Annotated in this window: 22 protein-coding genes and 2 pseudogenes; 6 read left to right on the plus strand and 18 right to left on the minus strand. The window is 29.9% G+C overall.

Annotated features, from left to right (window positions below; translation table 11 throughout):
* The coding region (locus tag CLOBL_RS18450; RefSeq protein ID WP_143323890.1) for an SDR family NAD(P)-dependent oxidoreductase at positions 1-181 on the minus strand (181 nt) is incomplete at its 3' end.
* Between the two features lie 240 nt (positions 182-421).
* On the opposite strand from CLOBL_RS18450, the gene CLOBL_RS18455 reads away from it, so the two are divergent.
* Both CLOBL_RS18455 and CLOBL_RS29000 read left to right on the plus strand, forming a co-directional pair.
* On the plus strand, positions 422-844 hold the full coding sequence (locus tag CLOBL_RS18455; RefSeq protein WP_077860371.1) for a MerR family transcriptional regulator: 423 nt from the start codon (positions 422-424) through the stop codon (positions 842-844).
* Positions 845-1160: 316 nt separating this feature from the next.
* Complete coding sequence (locus tag CLOBL_RS29000; RefSeq protein WP_143323892.1) at positions 1161-1274, plus strand: phosphodiester glycosidase family protein; 114 nt, start codon at positions 1161-1163, stop codon at positions 1272-1274.
* Between the two features lie 185 nt (positions 1275-1459).
* Here the strand turns inward: CLOBL_RS29000 and CLOBL_RS18460 are convergent, their stop codons facing one another.
* From CLOBL_RS18460 to CLOBL_RS18475, 4 genes are all read right to left on the minus strand, one after another.
* Entirely contained in the window at positions 1460-2041 is a 582-nt protein-coding gene (locus CLOBL_RS18460) for a hypothetical protein (protein WP_077860372.1), read from the minus strand.
* A gap of 430 nt (positions 2042-2471) precedes the next feature.
* A complete protein-coding gene (locus CLOBL_RS29005; RefSeq protein WP_347472884.1) occupies positions 2472-3017 on the minus strand; it encodes a substrate-binding domain-containing protein in 546 nt (181 codons plus the stop codon).
* Entirely contained in the window at positions 3011-3505 is a 495-nt protein-coding gene (locus CLOBL_RS29010; RefSeq protein ID WP_278281345.1) for a substrate-binding domain-containing protein, read from the minus strand. The genes CLOBL_RS29005 and CLOBL_RS29010 overlap by 7 nt, the downstream gene beginning before the upstream one ends.
* A gap of 549 nt (positions 3506-4054) precedes the next feature.
* Positions 4055-4921, minus strand: coding sequence for an EFR1 family ferrodoxin (locus CLOBL_RS18475; RefSeq protein WP_077860373.1), 867 nt, complete (start codon positions 4919-4921; stop codon positions 4055-4057).
* Positions 4922-5063: 142 nt separating this feature from the next.
* On the opposite strand from CLOBL_RS18475, the gene CLOBL_RS18480 reads away from it, so the two are divergent.
* Entirely contained in the window at positions 5064-5705 is a 642-nt protein-coding gene (locus CLOBL_RS18480) for a TetR/AcrR family transcriptional regulator (protein WP_077860374.1), read from the plus strand.
* Positions 5706-5787: 82 nt separating this feature from the next.
* Here the strand turns inward: CLOBL_RS18480 and CLOBL_RS18485 are convergent, their stop codons facing one another.
* From CLOBL_RS18485 to CLOBL_RS18495, 3 genes are all read right to left on the minus strand, one after another.
* The gene (locus CLOBL_RS18485) at positions 5788-6282 is read right to left on the minus strand and encodes a hypothetical protein (protein WP_077860375.1); all 495 of its coding nucleotides are present in this window, start codon (positions 6280-6282) and stop codon (positions 5788-5790) included.
* A 64-nt stretch (positions 6283-6346) separates the two neighbouring features.
* Positions 6347-7030, minus strand: a complete 684-nt coding sequence (locus tag CLOBL_RS18490; protein WP_077860376.1) for a cell wall-binding protein — start codon at positions 7028-7030, stop codon at positions 6347-6349.
* A gap of 296 nt (positions 7031-7326) precedes the next feature.
* Positions 7327-8073, minus strand: a complete 747-nt coding sequence (locus tag CLOBL_RS18495; protein WP_077860377.1) for a hypothetical protein — start codon at positions 8071-8073, stop codon at positions 7327-7329.
* Positions 8074-8392: 319 nt separating this feature from the next.
* On the opposite strand from CLOBL_RS18495, the gene CLOBL_RS18500 reads away from it, so the two are divergent.
* On the plus strand, positions 8393-9799 hold the full coding sequence (locus tag CLOBL_RS18500) for a PHB depolymerase family esterase (protein ID WP_077860378.1): 1407 nt from the start codon (positions 8393-8395) through the stop codon (positions 9797-9799).
* Between the two features lie 66 nt (positions 9800-9865).
* On the opposite strand, the gene CLOBL_RS18505 is transcribed toward CLOBL_RS18500, so the two are convergent.
* On the minus strand, positions 9866-10840 hold the full coding sequence (locus CLOBL_RS18505) for an SDR family NAD(P)-dependent oxidoreductase (protein WP_077860379.1): 975 nt from the start codon (positions 10838-10840) through the stop codon (positions 9866-9868).
* Positions 10841-10977: 137 nt separating this feature from the next.
* On the opposite strand from CLOBL_RS18505, the gene CLOBL_RS18510 reads away from it, so the two are divergent.
* Positions 10978-11553, plus strand: coding sequence for a TetR/AcrR family transcriptional regulator (locus tag CLOBL_RS18510; RefSeq protein WP_077860380.1), 576 nt, complete (start codon positions 10978-10980; stop codon positions 11551-11553).
* Between the two features lie 292 nt (positions 11554-11845).
* Here CLOBL_RS18510 and CLOBL_RS18515 read toward each other — a convergent pair whose 3' ends face one another.
* From CLOBL_RS18515 to CLOBL_RS18530, 4 genes and pseudogenes are all read right to left on the minus strand, one after another.
* A complete protein-coding gene (locus CLOBL_RS18515) occupies positions 11846-12205 on the minus strand; it encodes a hypothetical protein (protein ID WP_077860381.1) in 360 nt (119 codons plus the stop codon).
* A gap of 290 nt (positions 12206-12495) precedes the next feature.
* Complete coding sequence (locus CLOBL_RS18520; RefSeq protein WP_077860382.1) at positions 12496-13017, minus strand: helix-turn-helix transcriptional regulator; 522 nt, start codon at positions 13015-13017, stop codon at positions 12496-12498.
* Positions 13018-13080: 63 nt separating this feature from the next.
* On the minus strand, positions 13081-13929 hold the full coding sequence (locus CLOBL_RS18525; RefSeq protein WP_077860383.1) for a sialate O-acetylesterase: 849 nt from the start codon (positions 13927-13929) through the stop codon (positions 13081-13083).
* Between the two features lie 365 nt (positions 13930-14294).
* Positions 14295-14869: pseudogene (locus CLOBL_RS18530) on the minus strand (flavodoxin family protein).
* 272 nt (positions 14870-15141) lie between these two features.
* Between CLOBL_RS18530 and CLOBL_RS18535 the strand changes: the two are divergent.
* Positions 15142-15372 carry a hypothetical protein gene (locus CLOBL_RS18535; RefSeq protein ID WP_143323891.1) on the plus strand — a complete coding sequence of 77 codons (231 nt, stop codon included), beginning with the start codon at positions 15142-15144 and terminating at the stop codon, positions 15370-15372.
* 123 nt (positions 15373-15495) lie between these two features.
* On the opposite strand, the pseudogene CLOBL_RS18540 reads toward CLOBL_RS18535, so the two are convergent.
* The 5 genes and pseudogenes from CLOBL_RS18540 to CLOBL_RS18560 all read right to left on the minus strand — a co-directional run.
* A pseudogene (locus CLOBL_RS18540) lies at positions 15496-15576 on the minus strand (DUF2200 family protein); the annotation flags it as partial.
* A gap of 2 nt (positions 15577-15578) precedes the next feature.
* Entirely contained in the window at positions 15579-16448 is an 870-nt protein-coding gene (locus CLOBL_RS18545; protein WP_077860386.1) for a methionyl aminopeptidase, read from the minus strand.
* Between the two features lie 20 nt (positions 16449-16468).
* Positions 16469-17149: a DUF5680 domain-containing protein gene (locus CLOBL_RS18550; protein WP_009170167.1), complete on the minus strand. Its 681-nt coding sequence runs from the start codon at positions 17147-17149 to the stop codon at positions 16469-16471.
* Positions 17150-17391: 242 nt separating this feature from the next.
* Positions 17392-18210, minus strand: coding sequence for a hypothetical protein (locus CLOBL_RS18555; protein ID WP_077860387.1), 819 nt, complete (start codon positions 18208-18210; stop codon positions 17392-17394).
* Positions 18203-18784 carry an RNA polymerase sigma factor gene (locus CLOBL_RS18560; protein WP_077860388.1) on the minus strand — a complete coding sequence of 194 codons (582 nt, stop codon included), beginning with the start codon at positions 18782-18784 and terminating at the stop codon, positions 18203-18205. The genes CLOBL_RS18555 and CLOBL_RS18560 overlap by 8 nt, the downstream gene beginning before the upstream one ends.
* Positions 18785-18814 lie beyond the last annotated feature (30 nt).

Here is an 18814-nt window from a genome sequence, read left to right on the forward strand (position 1 = left end):
GAATAGCAGCAGCTTTACCACCATTTGCTTCAATTTCTTTTACAACTTCATCTGCTTTTTCTCTTTGATTATTGTAAGTGATAATTACATCTATCCCCTTTTTAGCTAATGATATTGCAGAATCTCTGCCGATTCCACGACTTCCACCTGTAACTAATGCAATTTTACTATTTTGATTCATTCAAAACCTCTCCTTTAAATATTTATTAATCATTTAGAAATTAATATCTCATTATTTATACTGCTACTTATATTTCAAAGATAGTATTTCCCCAATCATCAATTTTAATGTTAGTCCAAGAAGATATAAGTCACTTGAAATTTAATTTCCTATGATTTATACTCATGTTAATACCTAGAGATATCTCTAGGTCAAGCTTTTTTTAATAACGTTTAATAAATTTCAAAGGGGATTTTAAAATTGACTTACACAATAAAAGATATATCAAAAATGTTTGGAATTTCTATATATACAATTCGTTTTTATGACAAAGAAGGACTTCTACCATTTGTCATGAGAAATAAATCAGGAAACAGAGTTTTTACTGAATCAGACGTGAGTCTATTTAGAACAATTTGTTGTCTAAAGAATACTGGCATGCAGCTTAAGGATATAAGAAAGTATATTGATTTCTGCATGGAAGGTACTAGCACCATAGATTCACGAAAGGAATTACTTTTAAAACATCAAGAAGTAATTTTAAACCAAATAAATGAACTCAATGAAAACTTAGGCCTTATTCGTTCAAAAATAGACAAGTATACCTCTCCTGATGCAGTCCAAATTATTAACGAAGAAAGAAAAAAAGTTCATGAGGAAAAATGTGAAAATAACTTACTATAGTAGTCAAAATTGTTATATCCTACTAACTATTGATTATTATATATTACTTATGATACAGTATTTTCACCTATAAAAACAGCCTTAGGCAAGTCATACAAGCGCTGCAGGCTATAAACTTTACTTTTTCCAGTTTTTTCTAGTGATTTTTAAGAGTGTTCATCTCTACATAAAAGTTACCTGTCAGTTGTTGTATTTTAGACATTTCATTTTCTGTTTGGATTTTATTTATTTTTTTCTTAAAACAAGGGCTTAATTCAGCAAAAGATGCTAATCAAATCATTGAAGCCATAAAACATTTTAATATTAATGTAAAAGTATTAGTTTAGGTGGTGGTAAGTCAACAACAATATATTATAATGATGAAGTCATTAATACACCTTCAGATAAAAATCAAGAGAGAAAAGTTGCAGCATCAGTAATCGTAAAATAACTTCTATGAAAAATTAAAAGGAGAGAAGATAGTTTTGTGTAAAAAGCAAAACCATCTTCTCTCTTGCTGTTTGAATTTCTATTTTATGAATAATGTAATATTTAAAATTACTATTTGTTTTTACTACTACAGCAATTAATACATACTAGTATTATAATTTTTACAATTTTAATAGCTTAACAAGGTTATTCCCCATTATAATATGTTAAAACCGTATTTTTCTGATTTTCAGGACAATAGATTATACTTCCTCCTGTACTATATAACTCAAACCCTTCAACATTAATAACTTGATATAATGTTGAAATATCATTACGCCCAAATATTAATGTTAATATTTTGTTAAATGCCTCTTCGCTAGACTTATACTTAATATTAGCAACTGGTTTCCCAAGTTTCCACGTATGCGATGAATCTGCATCTAATACGTGAACATAGGTAACACCATCCATTTCAAAATATTCATTTGTAGCATCGCTATTTGCTTTAAGTCCCCAATATCCAATTTTTCCTGATTGCACTATAATAACATTTTTAGATATACTTTTGTTTCCTGAACGCACCATAGTGACCCAACCAATAGGAACCAACTCTACTAAAATGCTTATGATTAGAAAAATTATTGGAATAATAATATAGCGTTTTTTAGGAGTCTTTCCCATACGCTTTTTTATTGTCCAGATAATTATAAATACTACATTCAGCATTATAAAGAATAATGCTAAAAAAAATAAAAACACCATTATTAAGAAAAATCCTAATACCACTATTCTCCACCCCATAATTCGAATATATTATAAAGCATACTTAATTCTTAAAAATTAACTTTAGTGCAACAACTTCAAATCTGAGATTTGTAAGCCTTAATTTACTATTCTGAATCAATTATAACATAAATTGAAAATGTCTCTATATATAAAAGTTCATATTTGACTATTTACGATCATAACTTTATGTCACTTCAATCTATAAGACTACAGGCACATACCATTTAACTCCCTTAAAGCCTAATTACACAATAGTGGTAGTTAGTGATGGTGATATATTCTTTTCATAAAATAAAACAGTAGCTGGATTATTTCTAGCTACTGTTCTTATATTTGCCGTTATTGCACAATGTAAGAAATTTATTACTAAACTGTTATTTTACTTTATTCACTATTGTCTGTGCAGACACTTTACATAAATTCGAAATAGTTATTTAGCTTCAACCCTCTTTATGTATTTCTCTGGATTTTGTAAACTTATAATTTCACCATTTTCTAATATTGAATTTGTATTTTCTATAGGATTTACATTATTAATGAGGTTTAGTCCAACCGTATAAAATGTCTCAGCTAACTCTTTAAGATCTTCAATAACAGTACCAGACATAATTCCTTTATCAATTAATTCTTTGGCTTCAGGAGTCCCATTAACTCCAAAAACCGGTATAAATTTCGAGCTATTGCCTATGTTATATCCATACTTTTGAAGTGCTTCAATAGAGCCTATTGCCAAGTCATCGTCATTGGCAATTATCGCCTCAATTTTATCATCATATTTTAGGAATATATTTTCAACACCGCTTTTAGCTACTTCTCTAGTCCAATTAGTAACTACCGATTGAAGTTTTTCCGCTTTTATTCCAGAATTCTCAATTGTTGAAATAACTCCTTGTGTTCTTTGATTTGCTATTATATCACTCTTTGGACCGCCTACAAGAACATATTGTAAAATTCCATCGCCATTTTTGTCTATAATACTGTGATAATTTCACCTTGAGCCTCACCGGCCTTTTTAGAATCAGGCAATACAAAAGCAACTTTGTTACAATCTTTTAAAACCTTTTTTACTACTTCTGGATCGACATCAAACAGTATTAAAGGAATATTTCGAGATTTAACTTGCATAATAAAATTTCTTACAGAATATTCTCTTGGATCTGCTATCATGGATATAATCAGATCTGGTTTGCTTTTAAGTAACGGATCTAATATTTCACTTTGTATACTCACATTATCTTTGGCATCAAAGACAGACACTTTAATTTTCTGTTCTTTTTGAAGGTTTTCTAATTCTTGTTTAAGCTGCCTAATAGTAGAGTTTTCTAAACTAAATAATATTACTCCAACGTTAATTGGTTTCCCATTATTAGGGCTAGAAAATGTTTTGCTTTGAGTATTAATCATTACTGTAAAAATTATTAATATAACCAAAATTGACTTAATTGTTTGTCTTAATATTTTCATTTTAACCCTCAACTTTACTTTAAATAATATATACTAGTATTAGGTTGCAACTAAATACAAAATTTATTCTCTTAACAGCTCACTTTTTCTAGTCTAATCTATTTATTTCTAGCTTTAGTATCCTTACGAATTAAACATTTCGCTATCTTTTTATCAAACTTGCTTCTGACCAAAAAGAAATAGGTAAAATAAAATACTATGTAAATATAAATAGCAACTTGATATTTATACATATCAGCATAAAATGCAACTATCAAACCTATATATAGGACAATAGATGAATATAAATTTGATTTTCCTAAATTACTTAAATATTCATTAGTATTTATTATTTCATATAGCTTTTCTGTTTTATGTAATTTTTTATTAATCATAGCTTGTGGTTTCTTTATTATAAAAAAACTCCCTTAAGAAAGGATATTAAAAATATTATGGAACCAATAATTAATACTGCAATATTTAATTTCATAATTTTCTCCGTGTCACTATCCTCAAATAATCTTATCATTTAATTATATCATGTTTTTTTAATGTTAATTCATATCTTGATTACATATTATCATCTCTAATATAATCATTAAAAAATCGAGGAACTTTTTTATCATTTATTCTACTCTCATCAGGCAGTTGTTTAAGAATTTTTTCCAAGTTATATCCACCTGATACAGGGAAAAAAGTAAAAATCCTATAATTAATGGCTGATTTGGGGCAGGAATATACACATCTCATACAACCGTTGCAAGAAAACTTAAACTTAATTCTTCCATTACTATCATATATATTTCCAGCAGGACAATTCCTTATGCACAGTCCACAATGAGAACATGCTTTATTAGCCTTCAAATCCTTTCCAATTAAAGGGAATATCCATGAAGTTATAAACATAACCATTTCCATAAGCACCTTAAGTCCAATTCCTGTTTTGAGTATTCGTCTTTCACCGCTTATAACTTCTCTGCACATGATAGCCACCTTCTTAGTTGTTGCTTCATAAAGCTTCCTTATTATTATATCATCAAATTTATTTATCCAGTTGCTGCTTATGGAGAATAACCTCTCATAAAACACTTCATATCCTTTTCTTGAAAGCTTTCTTATTATTGGTTTTGAAGCATTATAATTAATCGGTGCTATACCTCCTGAAGTTCTAAAAAGAAATACCTTTTTGTTTTGTGCCTTAGGAAGACACTTAATAAAATCATGTACTATATTGGGAACTCCAAATCCAATAACTTGGCATCCAATTCCAACTAGATCATAGCTTTCAATTTCTATTTTAAGATTTTTCTTTAGAACATCTTCAATCCTTAGAAGACTAACCTTATATTTATAATTCACAAATCTTTCTTTAATCATATTAGCAACAAGTTCCGTATTTCCTGTACCTGAAAAATAATAAATTATAACTGATTTCATATTTCAACACCCCTTTTTTACTTCTTCCATTATTTTTAATGACTTGATAAAATCTCTTCATTTTGGTATACTGTTAGTATACAAGTATACCAACAGTATACTTATTGCCAATTTCTTTGTCAATAGATGGGAGAGATGTTTTTTGGAGGAATTAACAAAACGAGAGCGTGAACAGTTTGAGAGAGAAGAAGCTATTGTTTCTAAGGCTGAAAAATTATTTTGCGACCATGGATTTGAAAAGGTATCTATGGACAATTTATCTAAAGAATGTGAATTTACTAAAAGGACAATTTACAGGTATTTCACGTGTAAAGAAGACTTGTTCTTTGCTGTTGCATTAAGAGGTTATAAACGTCTTTTTGACATGATAAAAAATGAAAGTCAAAAAGGAAATACAGGCTTTGAAAAAATACGTTTGTCTTACTATGCCTATTATGATTATTTTTGCAATTTTCCAAAACTGCTGCAATTAACAAATGCATGCGGAGTTATAAAATCAAATTCTGAAGGTATGAACATCCCTTATCGTGAGAAATTCACAGATTTTGATAAAAGCTTATTTGAAGAACTAACTAAGATGTTTTATGAAGGGAAAACAGATGGAAGCATTCGTTCTGATTTAGAAATATCTACACTTGCCTTTTCTTCAATTTTTGTTGCTACAGGATTTTTTCAAATGCTTTCTTTATCAGGTAGCACCTATACAAATTATTTTGGTTTAGACAAGGAAGATTTTATTAAATTCACAATTGAAATGTTATTAGATTCTTTGAAACATAAGTAGTCTTCAGATTACTTATTACTCTATTTGAATTAACTAAGGGTTATTGCCCTCCTCAAGCAATAACCCTTAGTTAATTTGTTATTTATTTTAATATCCTTTTTATATCAACATTATTATTTTGAGTAATTGAAAGTTTTATTTTTCCATTAGCATTGCTTCCTACAAGCTTAAATCTATACTCTCCTTTTGTTAACTTTATTGTTTTGTTTCCTTGGTCTGTTCCTTCTAATATATTTTCTATTTTCTTTTCTGGATTAACCAAAATCGCCTTAAAATCACCACTGTTAACTTTTGAATCATAATCTAATGTAATTTCCTCATTATCTGTTGATTTTAGAATCCAAACTGTATCAACACCAGAAAAGCCACCATATTGAAATTCTATGTTATTATCGGAATTATTGCTAATATTATATGTTGTATGGGTGTGATCTTCAGCTTCTTGTGCAATTTTTTCATTATCATTATACATACTGCTATATATATCTTTTTTATTATTACTTGACCCGCAGCCGTTAATAGTGCTAATTAAAAATATTATACATATACCAAGTACAAATTTATTCCTTATGTTCAAGTTTAAGCCTCCTTTGTAATCTATCTCTATTAGATGATCAAAAACACTCCTTTAAGAAGGACTATTAAAAAGCATATTTCTTCTTCCAATTATCACACCATTGCTCATAACTTAACCCTGTTATCTCTTCTAATGTTTTCCCATCTAATGAATAACATCCTCCATCAAAATCTCCATCTGGAAATGATGCTCCTCCAATAACTTGACCATCAGAAATCAGAACATAAACATTAGTGTTAACATTATAAATCTTTTCTAAAGGATGATTTTTAACTATAAAATTATATCCTGCAATTTGTTTTCCAAAATACTTATCAGGTTCTACTCTCTGCACTCCCCATACTTCTGCATAATCTCCAATTGATCCCCACAGCATATTTTTCTCCAGAATGTACTCACTTGTTTTTCCTCTGCGAGTAATAATTTTATATCCTTGATCTACAAGATAGTTCTCTGCTGTTTTTTCATCTTTTTCAGAATCTGCTGAAACATTTTGTGTACTTTGAATCCATGCTCCATCAGAACCTATATTATATCCATCTATAGTTGTATCGTGTGCCATATAGCCATCAGAATTGAAATAATACCACTTACCATCAATTTCTTTCCATCCTACTGTCCATGAATTTCCCTCTGTATTCCACCAACCGTTAGAATCTTGTTTCCACTTTGCATTTACTCCAACTGAATTCAATGTTAATACTGACATTACTAGTAATGAACTTGCTATCAATTTTAACTTTTTCATCTTACATTAGCCTCAATTCCATTTTTATTCCCATATCTATTTTTCCATTACATACAAATTATAACACATCTTGTAACTTCAGTATTGTTCGATTTTTAGAGAATATAGTATTTCTTTACTTATAAAAATTATATTCAAAAACTATACTGACATTACACCATCATTATAATTCCAGAACCATCATGTTCAGATGGTCTTTTTTCAAATCCAATTTTTTATAAAATACTTCGTTATTTTTAGCACTCATAACTTTCAAGCATATCTTCCACCCTTTTTGTATTTGTTCTTGAATATAGTTATTTATTTCTTGTATCAATATGTAGTTGCTCTAGAATTTTTAATTCTATTTTTTGTCTTTCTTCAAGGCATGAAATATATCCATCAAATCCCTCAAAACAATTTGCTTTACCATAACCTTGTAAAGTATGATAATCAATAACACTTTTCAGCCATTCATCGTCTCGTTCTATAGCAATTTCAGAAATTCTTTCTTTGACTTTAGAATTTTGTAAATAAATCACAACAGGATTTAAAGTCTTGATATATTCAAAAATATTTATTACATATTTTTGAATATCCTCATAAGGGTAATTAAATCTCATCATCATTTCACATAATGGATTCTGTAAAAAGCAACAATTAAAAACATAAATTCTATCTTCTATATATGCCTGTTTTGCAAATTCGGCCCAATGATTTAGCATTACTGTTTTTTCTCTTTCCCATGGTAGACAATCATATATTTTAAAAGGAATTATTTTATCAAATAACTCCTTATTTAGCTTGAAAAGTGGTATAACTAAACCTGAATTTTCCTTGACTCCAATGTTCTTGACTTGCTGTAATTCGTTATCACTCAATATCTGTAAATCATCACTTGTCATAAATGCATGAAATTCATAGTCAGCAGGATGTTCTAAAGCACTCTCATCATAGTATAAAGCAGCATGTCCTTGTTTTAAAAGAAAATCTGATACAAATCTACCTGTAGTACTTTTACCAGTGCAAGGTAATCCTTCTATTATAAACAACTTATTTTTCAATCAAAAATTCCTCCTATATTTAAATTTATTGTCTATCTTCTAATATATCCATCGTCTCCACCACATTTTGTAATAATTTATCATAATGCGTTAATTATAACATATTTTATCAATACAATATGTTATATTTTTAAACAGCATTATTATTAGCTAAACTTTTAACCATTGTAACTGACATTTGGATATTAAAAGTGTACTTTTGGAAAGTATTGTATTTATTGGAAACCTTATTAGGATTAGTATGTACATATAGCCTGATGAAAATATATTTTCAGAACTTTAAAAACACCAAACAATATTGATAGGGGGATTTGTTTTTATGAAAAGAAAAATTATTAAGTCATTTAATATGGTCTTAGCATGTGTAACTGCTATTTCTATATTCTTTATCATACCAAGCAATGTGTTTGCAGTGGAACAAACTACTTCAATTAATCTGGAAACCTCACAAGAAAAGCCATCATCTTTAAAAGATGCCACTTATTTAGGAGTTACCGATTCAGATAATGATCTTATTTCTTACAGGCTGCAGGTTACAATGAAAGACAGTAAAATAACTAAAGCAAATTTTTATATGTGCTTTGATGGGTGCGAATACACATCCGATACTACAGCCTACTTGTTAAACAACCAAATTATGGGCATGAAAAATCCTGTAAGAATAGCAAGATATGAATCAATGAATAATACCTTTAATGATAATGCCTTAGCTGCAAAATCCTATAATGAAAAATTAATTGGTATTTCTAACCCTAGTGAATTACCTCAGCCTTCAACCAATAAAGAAGTATATGCCGCACTACAGGAAGCTTGGAAAAACATTATGGACGATCAGCTTATTGTTATTGAACATAGAGACGAAGCACTAGGTGATAATAACAATATTCTTCATGACTGGAACGAATATATTCCCAAATATGTACAAGATCATCCATCTGCAAGGGTACCTATGGTTATGGTGTTACACGCTGCAGGTAACAATATAGAACAAGCTGAAGGCTTAGGTTTTCCATATGTGGGAGCAAAGGCAAATTTTATAACTGTTATTCCTTCTGCAACTACACCTGGATTTTGGAGTGAACCAAATTCTAAATCAACTTCTTATAATGATGAAGGATTTCTCCTTAAATTAATTAATGATGTAGAAAAACATTATTCAATCGATACTCAAAAAATATATATGTCAGGAATATCACTTGGTGCAACAATGACTGCTGATATGGGCCTATTACATCCTGAAATTTTTTCAGGAATAGATGTAGTTGCAGGTGGGCCTTCATTAAACGCTGATACTGTTTCAAGCATTCAAAAAAGAGTGTCACAAAATTTGACACGTCTTCCGATAACATTTGGAGTTGGAACAGATGATGGTGTTAATTTTTTAAAGGCAGATAGTAATTCCAAACCTCAACTACGTACTGAATACGAGTCTTTTTTCAACACACTTAAGAAAATGAATAATATATCTTTAACAACTTTTGATGCTAATTATACATTCGGCTCTCCTCTTAAAAATAGCCAAACTCTTGAAAAGTACGGTTATAAAATTAATACTGGTGAATGGTATAGTAATGATAATTTACAAAAGACAGATTATATGATGATGTGTACAGTTAATGAAATGTGGCACAGTAATCCAAATCCATATTATGCTGAAATGTCATGGAACTATTTAAACAAATTCAGTAGAAAAGCTGATGGAACTTTAATTCAATTACCATCGTAATTATAAAATGCTTAATTCAACCACTACAAGAATGTAGTGGTTGAATTGTATCTTAATTAATTATTCTTAGTCTAAGTTTAAGATTGTTTCAGTTTTGTTTAGTTTTGTTAATTCAACACTTGCCCTCCATAAATCCTTCCTATTTTCTTTGTTATAGGAAAGCTCCGAAGATTTTATTACCTTTGTACCTTGAAAATATTTACCTGTAACTTCGTTTAACTCAGGATTAATCACTAAAGATGCTAATGCTTTACCTGACTTGTCAGCAGTATTAGCATTTGGTCGAAATAAAGTAGTAACAGGGAGAATATAGTCACAAACAAATTTCATTAAAGGAGGAAAAGTTCGAGAAAACCCTGTACCTGGCATCTGCCCAGGATCAAAAGCATTTACTGTAATATTCTTATTAGTTTGCTTTTTTATTCTTTCAGCTAACTCATAAGTGCAGTATATATTACATAATTTTGAAGTAGTGTATCGACGTTGACCGATTAACATCATATTTTTATTTTCACTGGTTTCTTTAGGATACGCTAATAATCTGCCATTTTCGTATACAGGCTCAGCTATCCCTGTTTTTCGTAATGGGTCATGAGTTGCGCTACTAACAAAAACTATTCTACCTGAATTCATAATTTTTTCGGATAGCATATTAGCTAGTAGAAAATGTCCAAGATGATTGGTTCCAAAGGTACTTTCAAAGCCATCCTTAGTATAATGAGTTTTATCAACCATGATTAATCCCGCATTGCAAACTAGCGCATATAGTGGTGGATAATCTGAATTTGAAAATTTGCTTACAAAATTTCTTACAGATTCTAAAGATGCAAGGTCAAGTTCCAAAGAAGTTATATTGTTATTATTCGTTTCCTTAATTAGTGAATTTACTGCTTCCTTTGCTTTAGCTGCATTACGGCAAGCTAGTATAACATTATTATTTTTATTGGCTTTAGCAATGTATTTAGCACATGCATAACCTAATCCTGAGTTCCCCCCAGTTATAATAATGGTTTTTTTATTTGAATTCATTTCAGTTAACATAATTACACTCCTTCTCTAAAAGTGGGATTAGTATATTTTGTTATTGACACCGTCAATTTAAATTCATTATAATCTAGAACATTGACAGTGTCAACATGATGTTGTAAAATTAATTATAAATATATTTGGAGGATACTATGAAAAGCATTAATGATACAAAACAAAAGCTAATTGATGTTACAAGACAAATGATTGATGTTAATGGTGTTGATTCAGTCAGTATGCGTGATCTTGGAAAAGAAATGAATTTATCTAGAAGTGCGGTTTATGTATATTTTAAAAATAAAGACGATTTACTTGCAGCAATTGTGACTGAAAACTTTGAAACGCTAAAAAATCGCCTTTGCAAATCAATTGAAGAAATAAACAATCCTAGAAAGCTTGTTTATGAAGTTTTATATACTTTTTATGATTACGGGATAAATAATCAAGAGCATTGTGAATTAATGTTCCGCAAACAATGGCCCAAAGATCAATATCCTAACCTACACATTTCAGCCGTTGAAGTATTTGGGCTCATCTATAAATCTTTAGAAAAAGCTTATAAGCAAAAATGCACTATCAGTAAATCTCCGAAACAATTGACAGCAATGGCATCTGCATTTATTTACGGTCTGGTTGAGCTTAATTCTACTGGGCATTTAGAACCTGAGAAAGGATTAGATGATCCAACTGGTTTAATTAATTCATTTTTAGATTTGGTTTTCGTATAAATTTATAAACAATTTTTTTATAAACTGGTACGCCCCAACATTCCCGTCAATGGCATGTATGATAAAGGCTATCCACTTTGAATTATTATATGAAAACTTTACTTATTTTTGATGGGGTTTGCCATATCAGTAACAAGCGGCATCATTTAATGTTCACCTATTTCTAGTTATCTATACCTAACCCAGCCCCTATTGCCAGGCCAATTATTATATATTTCGTGTTGTTTTTATTTTTATTATTTTGTGCCAATACTTTCACATCCCTTGTTTATATAAAATGGTTCTATATTTTCTATTTACTAATTTCATCTATTATTAATGATTTTGAAATATACATCGCCTTTATTATTCCCTTAAGACGAGTGTGATGAGAGGTTTCCTCCGCAAATTTCAGTTGTGCTTTTTCGCACTTGCGTATAATTGAAGATACGGGAGCTATTGCTTCTTTCAATTCTTCATCTGTATATGTGTCAGTAACATCTTCTTCTGTTATTAATGCCTTTGAAATATATAGTGCCTGTATCCTATTCTTAAGAAGTGTATGTTGTGAGGTACCCTCCTCAAATTTCGGCTGCATTTTTTCACAATTACTAATAGTTGAGGATACAACTCGTAGTGCCTCTTGAAGCTCTTCTCTTGTGTATTTTTCCATAAAGTTTTACCTCCTCAAAATATATTTATTTATATTCTATTACAAATGTTAACCTAATTATAGCAAACTTCATTTTGCATTAAATTTAGGAATTAGATTATTGGATTTAAATAATGCCATTTCCCGCTATATGGACTTTTTAGCCATCCTTTTTAGATAATTCCACTATCATTCATATATAGATACCAGAATCCAATATTCAACTTATTATATACAATTATTGGAAAATTTCCCAGACACCAAAAAAGTCCTTGTAAACGCCGAAAATCGACATTTCCAAGAACCTTAAATCAATTTTCTTTTTTTATATCTTTTAATAATCCTTCAAACCACTGTACATTTACTAAATGATGAGAATAGGAATTTTCCAACATTTTTCTAAAATATGTAGGAATAGTTTCATCATGCTCAATAGATTGTTCTAATAAAGATATTTTCTTTTTTGTTTGTTCGATTTGTATTTCTATTAGTTTTGTTAGCTCCTCACTTTTATATTCATTAGCAAACAACATTGCTGCATAAAAAGATAAGTTTATATAATCTGTCTTAGAACCATATTTATACATTAATTTTTCAAATTCCTTATCTCCTAGTTCAGTTATAATGTAATTATTTGTCTCTCTAGTATTGTCTGATTTGTTAACTTTTTTAATATATTTTTTTTCTTCTAATTGTTGAAGATTGTAGTAGAATGAACCTTTAGTGAAATTTGCTATATATTTATAGTGTCTATCTTCCATTAAGGCTAATAATTCGTATCCATAAGAACCAGGGTTTTGTTTTAATAAACCTAAAATTAGCAATGGTATCAAGAAAACACCTCCTTTATGTTCTTCATCAACATTATCTTAACGGTTATTTCATAATTATAAGGTTTAATCATTATTAGCTTGCATGACTTGAGATACAAATTCCTCATATGATATTTTTCCTAATGCAAACTCCATGCTTTTTATATATATCTTTTCTGTTTTGGTATGTGTTCTAGCATTATTTAGATTTAGCAGCTCATTTTCATTAATTAATGGCTTCAATACATGTTGCCTATTAGAAAAGGCTTCAAAATATCGCATTCCAAATTTTCTTTGAGAAATCGCATCAATATGAATACCATCAGGATTAGAAGTTAAACCTGCGGCTGTGACAAAGTAACAATTATCTTGTTCAAAAGCAAATTTTTGTAACTCTTGATTAATTAATTTATGTTCAGTACAACTTTTTCCAAATCCTTCTTTGCCTAAAAAATCTCCTAATCCACCAATGATAATTGGAATATCTGGAGCATTCAACTCTCTTCTAAAAGCCTCAATAATTAAAAGTAATTTTTTATAATATACTTTGTAGTTACCATTAGCACTATCACTTTCTCCTTGATGCCATAGAATTCCTGTGAGCTTGCTACTTTCCATAGCCAATTTAGCTTCAGTTATAGCATGTCTAAAAAGCACTCCTTCTACAGACCATTCATCCAGTGTACTTCCACCTTCCGCACAAGGAATTAAACCAATAGTATCTTCTTGGTTTTGACGACACCATGCATCTGAAAATGAACCAGCGAGACTTATTCCCGAAACAGGACGGTCATAATTGATGGGTTCCGTCATCATCTGCCATCTACCATTCCTAAGCATTTGTATTCTTTCATTATAAATTGGGGGCACCTCATGAATAAACCCACGCCCAGCCATATTTGACTGCCCTACCATTAAAAACGATTTAATCATTTTTTTCATCCTCTCTTTATCTTTACTAAGAAATTCTTCTGATTCTTAATAAATGTTAAGTATTTACTTTGTTTATATATTAGTTATTCTTAATATATTTACCACTAGTCTAATTAGACTAACTTCTCTTAAATATTATAGTCTAATTAGACTAATTGTCAACTATAACTTTTTTCTTAGCATTTATACTTGGTCTTGATTTATTATTTGCTTTTATTCAAAATATAAAACTTGAATTTGAAAAAGAGTGAACAAAATCGCAAGCGACTAAAGAATAAAAAAAATCGCAAATTCCTTTGAATAATGCGACTTTAAAATCTGTTATTTATTTTTATTGATTAATAATACTATTGTGTATTAGACATTTATCTAACTAGATTTTCTCCATCCTTAAATGCTCTCAAAGATAGTTCCTCAAACTGATCTAAATTAGAATCATACCTCTCAAGCTTTTCTGAATTAAAATTCGTAGTTCCACAGCAAAGAATACTATCTTCTAGTTGCCAACCATATCTTGCAAAAATATTATTAACAGCTTTAATACCCTCTGCTCCTATTTGAGGATTAGGACTACCTTGAACGAATATAGATATTACTTTTTTACCAGGATGTCGTGGCATAAACTTTTCTCCAACCATTGGAAATGTACGATCGAACCAAATCTTTGCTTGACCTGTAACTTGGTAACCATAATTTGGTTAACCAAATACAATAGCATCTGCCTCAGCAATAGCCTTCATTGGCTGTAGATAATCATTAACCGCGCAACCATCATGTAGTACGACAATAGAAGCAGCTTTGACATCCTCGAATCCCAGGATCGTTTAAATTCAATAATCTCAGCACCTTTAGATTTCGCTCCTTTTGCTACTTGTTCTAACAATTTTGTGGTATACCCATTTTTTCTTGGACTACCGTTGAAAATAACAACCTTTGACATTTTACATCTCTCCTTTTAAATATAATAATCACTTTTACTTTTGTGTAAGAATATTACAAAGTTCAGGCAAACGATCAAGCATTTCGAAAGTATCAATAGGATTCCAGTAGTCGCGTAAAGTTATGATTTCACCATTACGAACCTCAACAACTTGAAGATACCTTCTCTGAAAAGGCTTGCTATTAGCCGTAACTTCACCATACATGTCATAGAAGATGGATTTACGAACAAGGCGTTAAAAGATGCTTTAAATACCGGAATGGCAGATTTTGATGTGCTACAGGATTTTCAGTCAACATTTGGCTATCCTTCTAGCAAGGGCTCAGCAAGCCAATGCTGTACGTGAAGATATAGATATAAAGGATTTAATCACTCTTATGATGAGTCTTCTGTTTGCTATAGAGCAGCGTAAAGGTGATTTGGATATTGAACGATTCAATAAATTAATGTCCATTGTTTGTGATGGACTTCGTTATAAAGATATCAATAATAAGTCAAAGTGAATATAGGTGTTATTCAACATCTTTTAAGATCTACATAATTCTTTATTATTTGGGTATTAATCTGGTCAAAAAACACTGATTTTATATTTTACATATAAAATCAGTGTTTCTAATTTTTAATTATTATTTTCTCAAAATCTTATCAATGGCTTTTCCCTTTGCTAATTCATCGATTAGCTTATCCAAATAACGAATTTCCCGCATAATTATTTTGAAATAACTTCTATCCCCTCTTCAGTTACGAGAACTGTATGTTCCCATTGTGCTGAAAGAGAACCATCAGAAGTCAATACAGTCCATCCATCTTTTTTATCTATAAATATTTCATGACTTCCGGCATTTATCATTGGTTCAATTGTAAATACCATTCCAGGCGCTAAAACCATATCTGTTCCTCTTCTTCCATAATGAAAAACAAATGGTTCTTCGTGAATATCTAACCCAACTCCATGTCCTCCAAATTCTCTAACTACTGAATATCCAGTACTTTCAGCATGTTCCTGAATTACTGCTCCAATATCTCCTAAAAATCCCCAAGGTTTAACTGCTTCCAATCCTTTATTAAGGCATTCTTTAGTTACTCTAACTAACCTTTCAGCTTCTTCATTTACTTCTCCAATCATAAACATCCTTGATGCATCTGAATAATATCCATTTAATATAGTCGTTGCATCTACATTTACAATATCCCCACTTTTAATGATAACATCTTTACTTGGTATTCCATGGCATACTACATTGTTTATTGATACACAAATACTTTTAGGGTATCCATCATAATTAAGCGTTGCTGGAATTCCACCCTTTGATATTGTATAATGATATGCCAATTTATCTATTTCCTCTGTTGTCATACCTTCTTTAATGTTCTCACTAATCAAGTCTAAAAGACCATTATTAATTTCCGCACTCTTTTTTATTCCTTCAATTTGCTCTTTTGTTTTTATAAGCTTTTTCGTTGGTACTATACATCCTTTTCTTTTTAAGCCACTTAACTTCTTATCAAATTCTAAATGACAATTTTTATATTTAAGTCCACTTTTACACCAACATAAATCATTTCTGTTTAATATCATTATATTACTCCTTATCTTGACTATTTAATTGATCCTCCATGAAAATAACATTCATAAACTTTAGTATCATCAAAATATATTTCTTCATACCCTTGAAACCACTTAAATTCTCCATTTATAATGCAATGATATTTATACTGTCCATTTTGATAAATAATAGGGCCTCTATATGGATTATCCTTAGTCACTAAACTCAAAGCTTCCTTTAAAAAACCGCCTGAAAATCTTTCATCCAAAACTCTTCCAGTATAATTCATTGCCCAAACTGGGATATCATCCTGCCATAAACCTTCTTCTCCTGAAAATCTTTCTGTGCCTAAATAGGTATCAATATATTTTAAGTTGCCCTCTACATATTCTAAGTCATGAGAATTAGGCCTTGAGGGTTTACCTTCTGGCCCTTTTCCAGCATATGTGGATTTTTTAGCCCTGCATAAAAAATCAATTATACTTTCATTTATACATTTAATTTTATTTTCTTCTATGGACAACCGGCAATTTTCTTCATAATCATTAACTAATTTATCAATGCTTACCTTAAACAAATCACTTAATGCAATTAATCTAGCTATATCAGGATAAGACTGTCCTACTTCCCATTTTGCAACTGCTTGCCTTGATATACCTAAAAATTCAGCTAATTTTTCCTGCGATAGACCTTTCGCTTTTCTAAGTGTTTGCAATTGTTCTTGAAAACTCATAGCTTAATCCCTCCTAATATCAGTATACTGATATTATTATCATGTTTCTACCACTTAAATATAACAAAGTTGACAACCAAAAGTTGCTTTCCGAAAAAAGCAATTTTAATATCAATCATTCCCTGCTTTATTATTTGCTTATGATTACGGTTCACGTAAGCGGATTACTCATAAACTTTTAACCCCTTTTAAAAATAAAGTAAGCCCCAAGGAATAATTATATAATTCCTCAGAGCTTATTTTTATCCTATAACTTCCTTTGCCATATTGATCATATCATCCTTACTTAGTTCAGTATAATCGATATTAATAATGCAATAAGATATTCCATCTTCATACCACATAACTGATTGATTTTGACTAACCTTTATTTCATCTTTTTCGCTTCCATATCCAATTTCAAGAAGCCCTTTATCTTCTAAGTCTTTTTCTTCATCTGTTGGTTCATATCCGTCTGGAACTGACTTGTATTGACTGCTAGTGTATATGATTTTAACTCCATTATATTCTACTTCTGAAGCATTTTTAGGTGTATTTCCATAAAAAGATTTTTCATCTGTTTTTTCAGCAGACATGGCTAAAATCTGACCCTTTTTAGAACCATCTTTTTTATAATCGAAATCCGCGCTCTTGTATTTTTCAGTAGCATCTCCTTTTTCATTACGAACTTCATTGTTTGCATAGTTAAATGTATCAAATTTAAATCCATTATTAAAGGATTCAACATATTTAGGGGTAAAGCCAACAGTCTCTTTTACTTTATCTTTACTTGGAAAAGTTTTAATTTCAGTTAAATGAGATGATGAACTAAATATTCCAGAAAGATTAGTTGCTGCAACGCATGTTACAGTTGTTGCAATAATTATCATTCCTGCAATTATGAATGTCTTTGGCATTAATAATTTATGTTTCATAGTAAAAACTCCTTTATTATCTTTTTCCTTTAATATTTCATTTCTAATTTTGAAAAACATATTTTCAGGTACTGAAGCATCATCTGCTTTATGAATTAAGGTTTCTTTAATTTTTTGATCTATATTTTCAACAAAACTTTTATCCATCAAGTCCCACCCTCTTTAAATTTCTATGATTATACTCATCGTCACATTTAATTAAACTGCTTTTTAATTTTTTTCTTGCACTATGAAGTCTCGATTTGACTGTTCCTTCAAAGCACCCCATTACTTTTGCGATTTCATTAATTGTAAGACCATTAAAATAATATAGAACTATTACTGTTTTTTGTTTTAAATCAAGCTTTTCAATTTCTGCATAAAGATTATTATTTTGCTCTTTTCTTAAATATTGTTCTACAGAAGTATCAATACTTTTTTCATCTACTTTTTCAAAAATGTTATCAACTGGCAGCGATTTTTTATCTTTCTTTGCATATCTCCATGCAATTCGTGTAAGCATTTTAAAAAACCATGATTTAAAAAATTCAGGATTTTTAAGACTTCTTATATTGTTATAACAGCTTATAAATGCTTCTTGTACAATATCTTCACTTGTATACTTACTACCTGTAATAAGATATGAGTATTTAAATGATTCATTTTTATATATTTCAAACAATTCACCTAATGCGTTCATATCACCAGACTGGATTTTTATGACAAGTTCTTCTTCAGACACTCTGCTCTCTCCCTTCGATTCTTATCGATG

The organism is Clostridium sp. BL-8 (genome assembly GCF_002006495.1).
Lineage (GTDB): Bacteria > Bacillota > Clostridia > Clostridiales > Clostridiaceae > Clostridium.

Excerpts from the sequence above, each read along its gene's own strand:
- CLOBL_RS18490 (WP_077860376.1), bottom strand. The coding sequence starts at position 7,030 with ATGAAAAAGTTAAAATTGATAGCAAGTTCATTACTAGTAATGTCAGTA.
- CLOBL_RS18545 (WP_077860386.1), bottom strand. The coding sequence starts at position 16,448 with ATGATATTAAACAGAAATGATTTATGTTGGTGTAAAAGTGGACTTAAA.
- CLOBL_RS18550 (WP_009170167.1), bottom strand. The coding sequence starts at position 17,149 with ATGAGTTTTCAAGAACAATTGCAAACACTTAGAAAAGCGAAAGGTCTA.
- CLOBL_RS18510 (WP_077860380.1), top strand. The coding sequence starts at position 10,978 with ATGAAAAGCATTAATGATACAAAACAAAAGCTAATTGATGTTACAAGA.
- CLOBL_RS29010 (WP_278281345.1), bottom strand. The coding sequence starts at position 3,505 with ATGAAAATATTAAGACAAACAATTAAGTCAATTTTGGTTATATTAATA.
- CLOBL_RS18555 (WP_077860387.1), bottom strand. The coding sequence starts at position 18,210 with ATGGATAAAAGTTTTGTTGAAAATATAGATCAAAAAATTAAAGAAACC.
- CLOBL_RS18505 (WP_077860379.1), bottom strand. The coding sequence starts at position 10,840 with ATGTTAACTGAAATGAATTCAAATAAAAAAACCATTATTATAACTGGG.
- CLOBL_RS18535 (WP_143323891.1), top strand. The coding sequence starts at position 15,142 with ATGTGCTACAGGATTTTCAGTCAACATTTGGCTATCCTTCTAGCAAGG.
- CLOBL_RS18500 (WP_077860378.1), top strand. The coding sequence starts at position 8,393 with ATGAAAAGAAAAATTATTAAGTCATTTAATATGGTCTTAGCATGTGTA.
- CLOBL_RS18515 (WP_077860381.1), bottom strand. The coding sequence starts at position 12,205 with ATGGAAAAATACACAAGAGAAGAGCTTCAAGAGGCACTACGAGTTGTA.
- CLOBL_RS18475 (WP_077860373.1), bottom strand. The coding sequence starts at position 4,921 with ATGAAATCAGTTATAATTTATTATTTTTCAGGTACAGGAAATACGGAA.
- CLOBL_RS18525 (WP_077860383.1), bottom strand. The coding sequence starts at position 13,929 with ATGATTAAATCGTTTTTAATGGTAGGGCAGTCAAATATGGCTGGGCGT.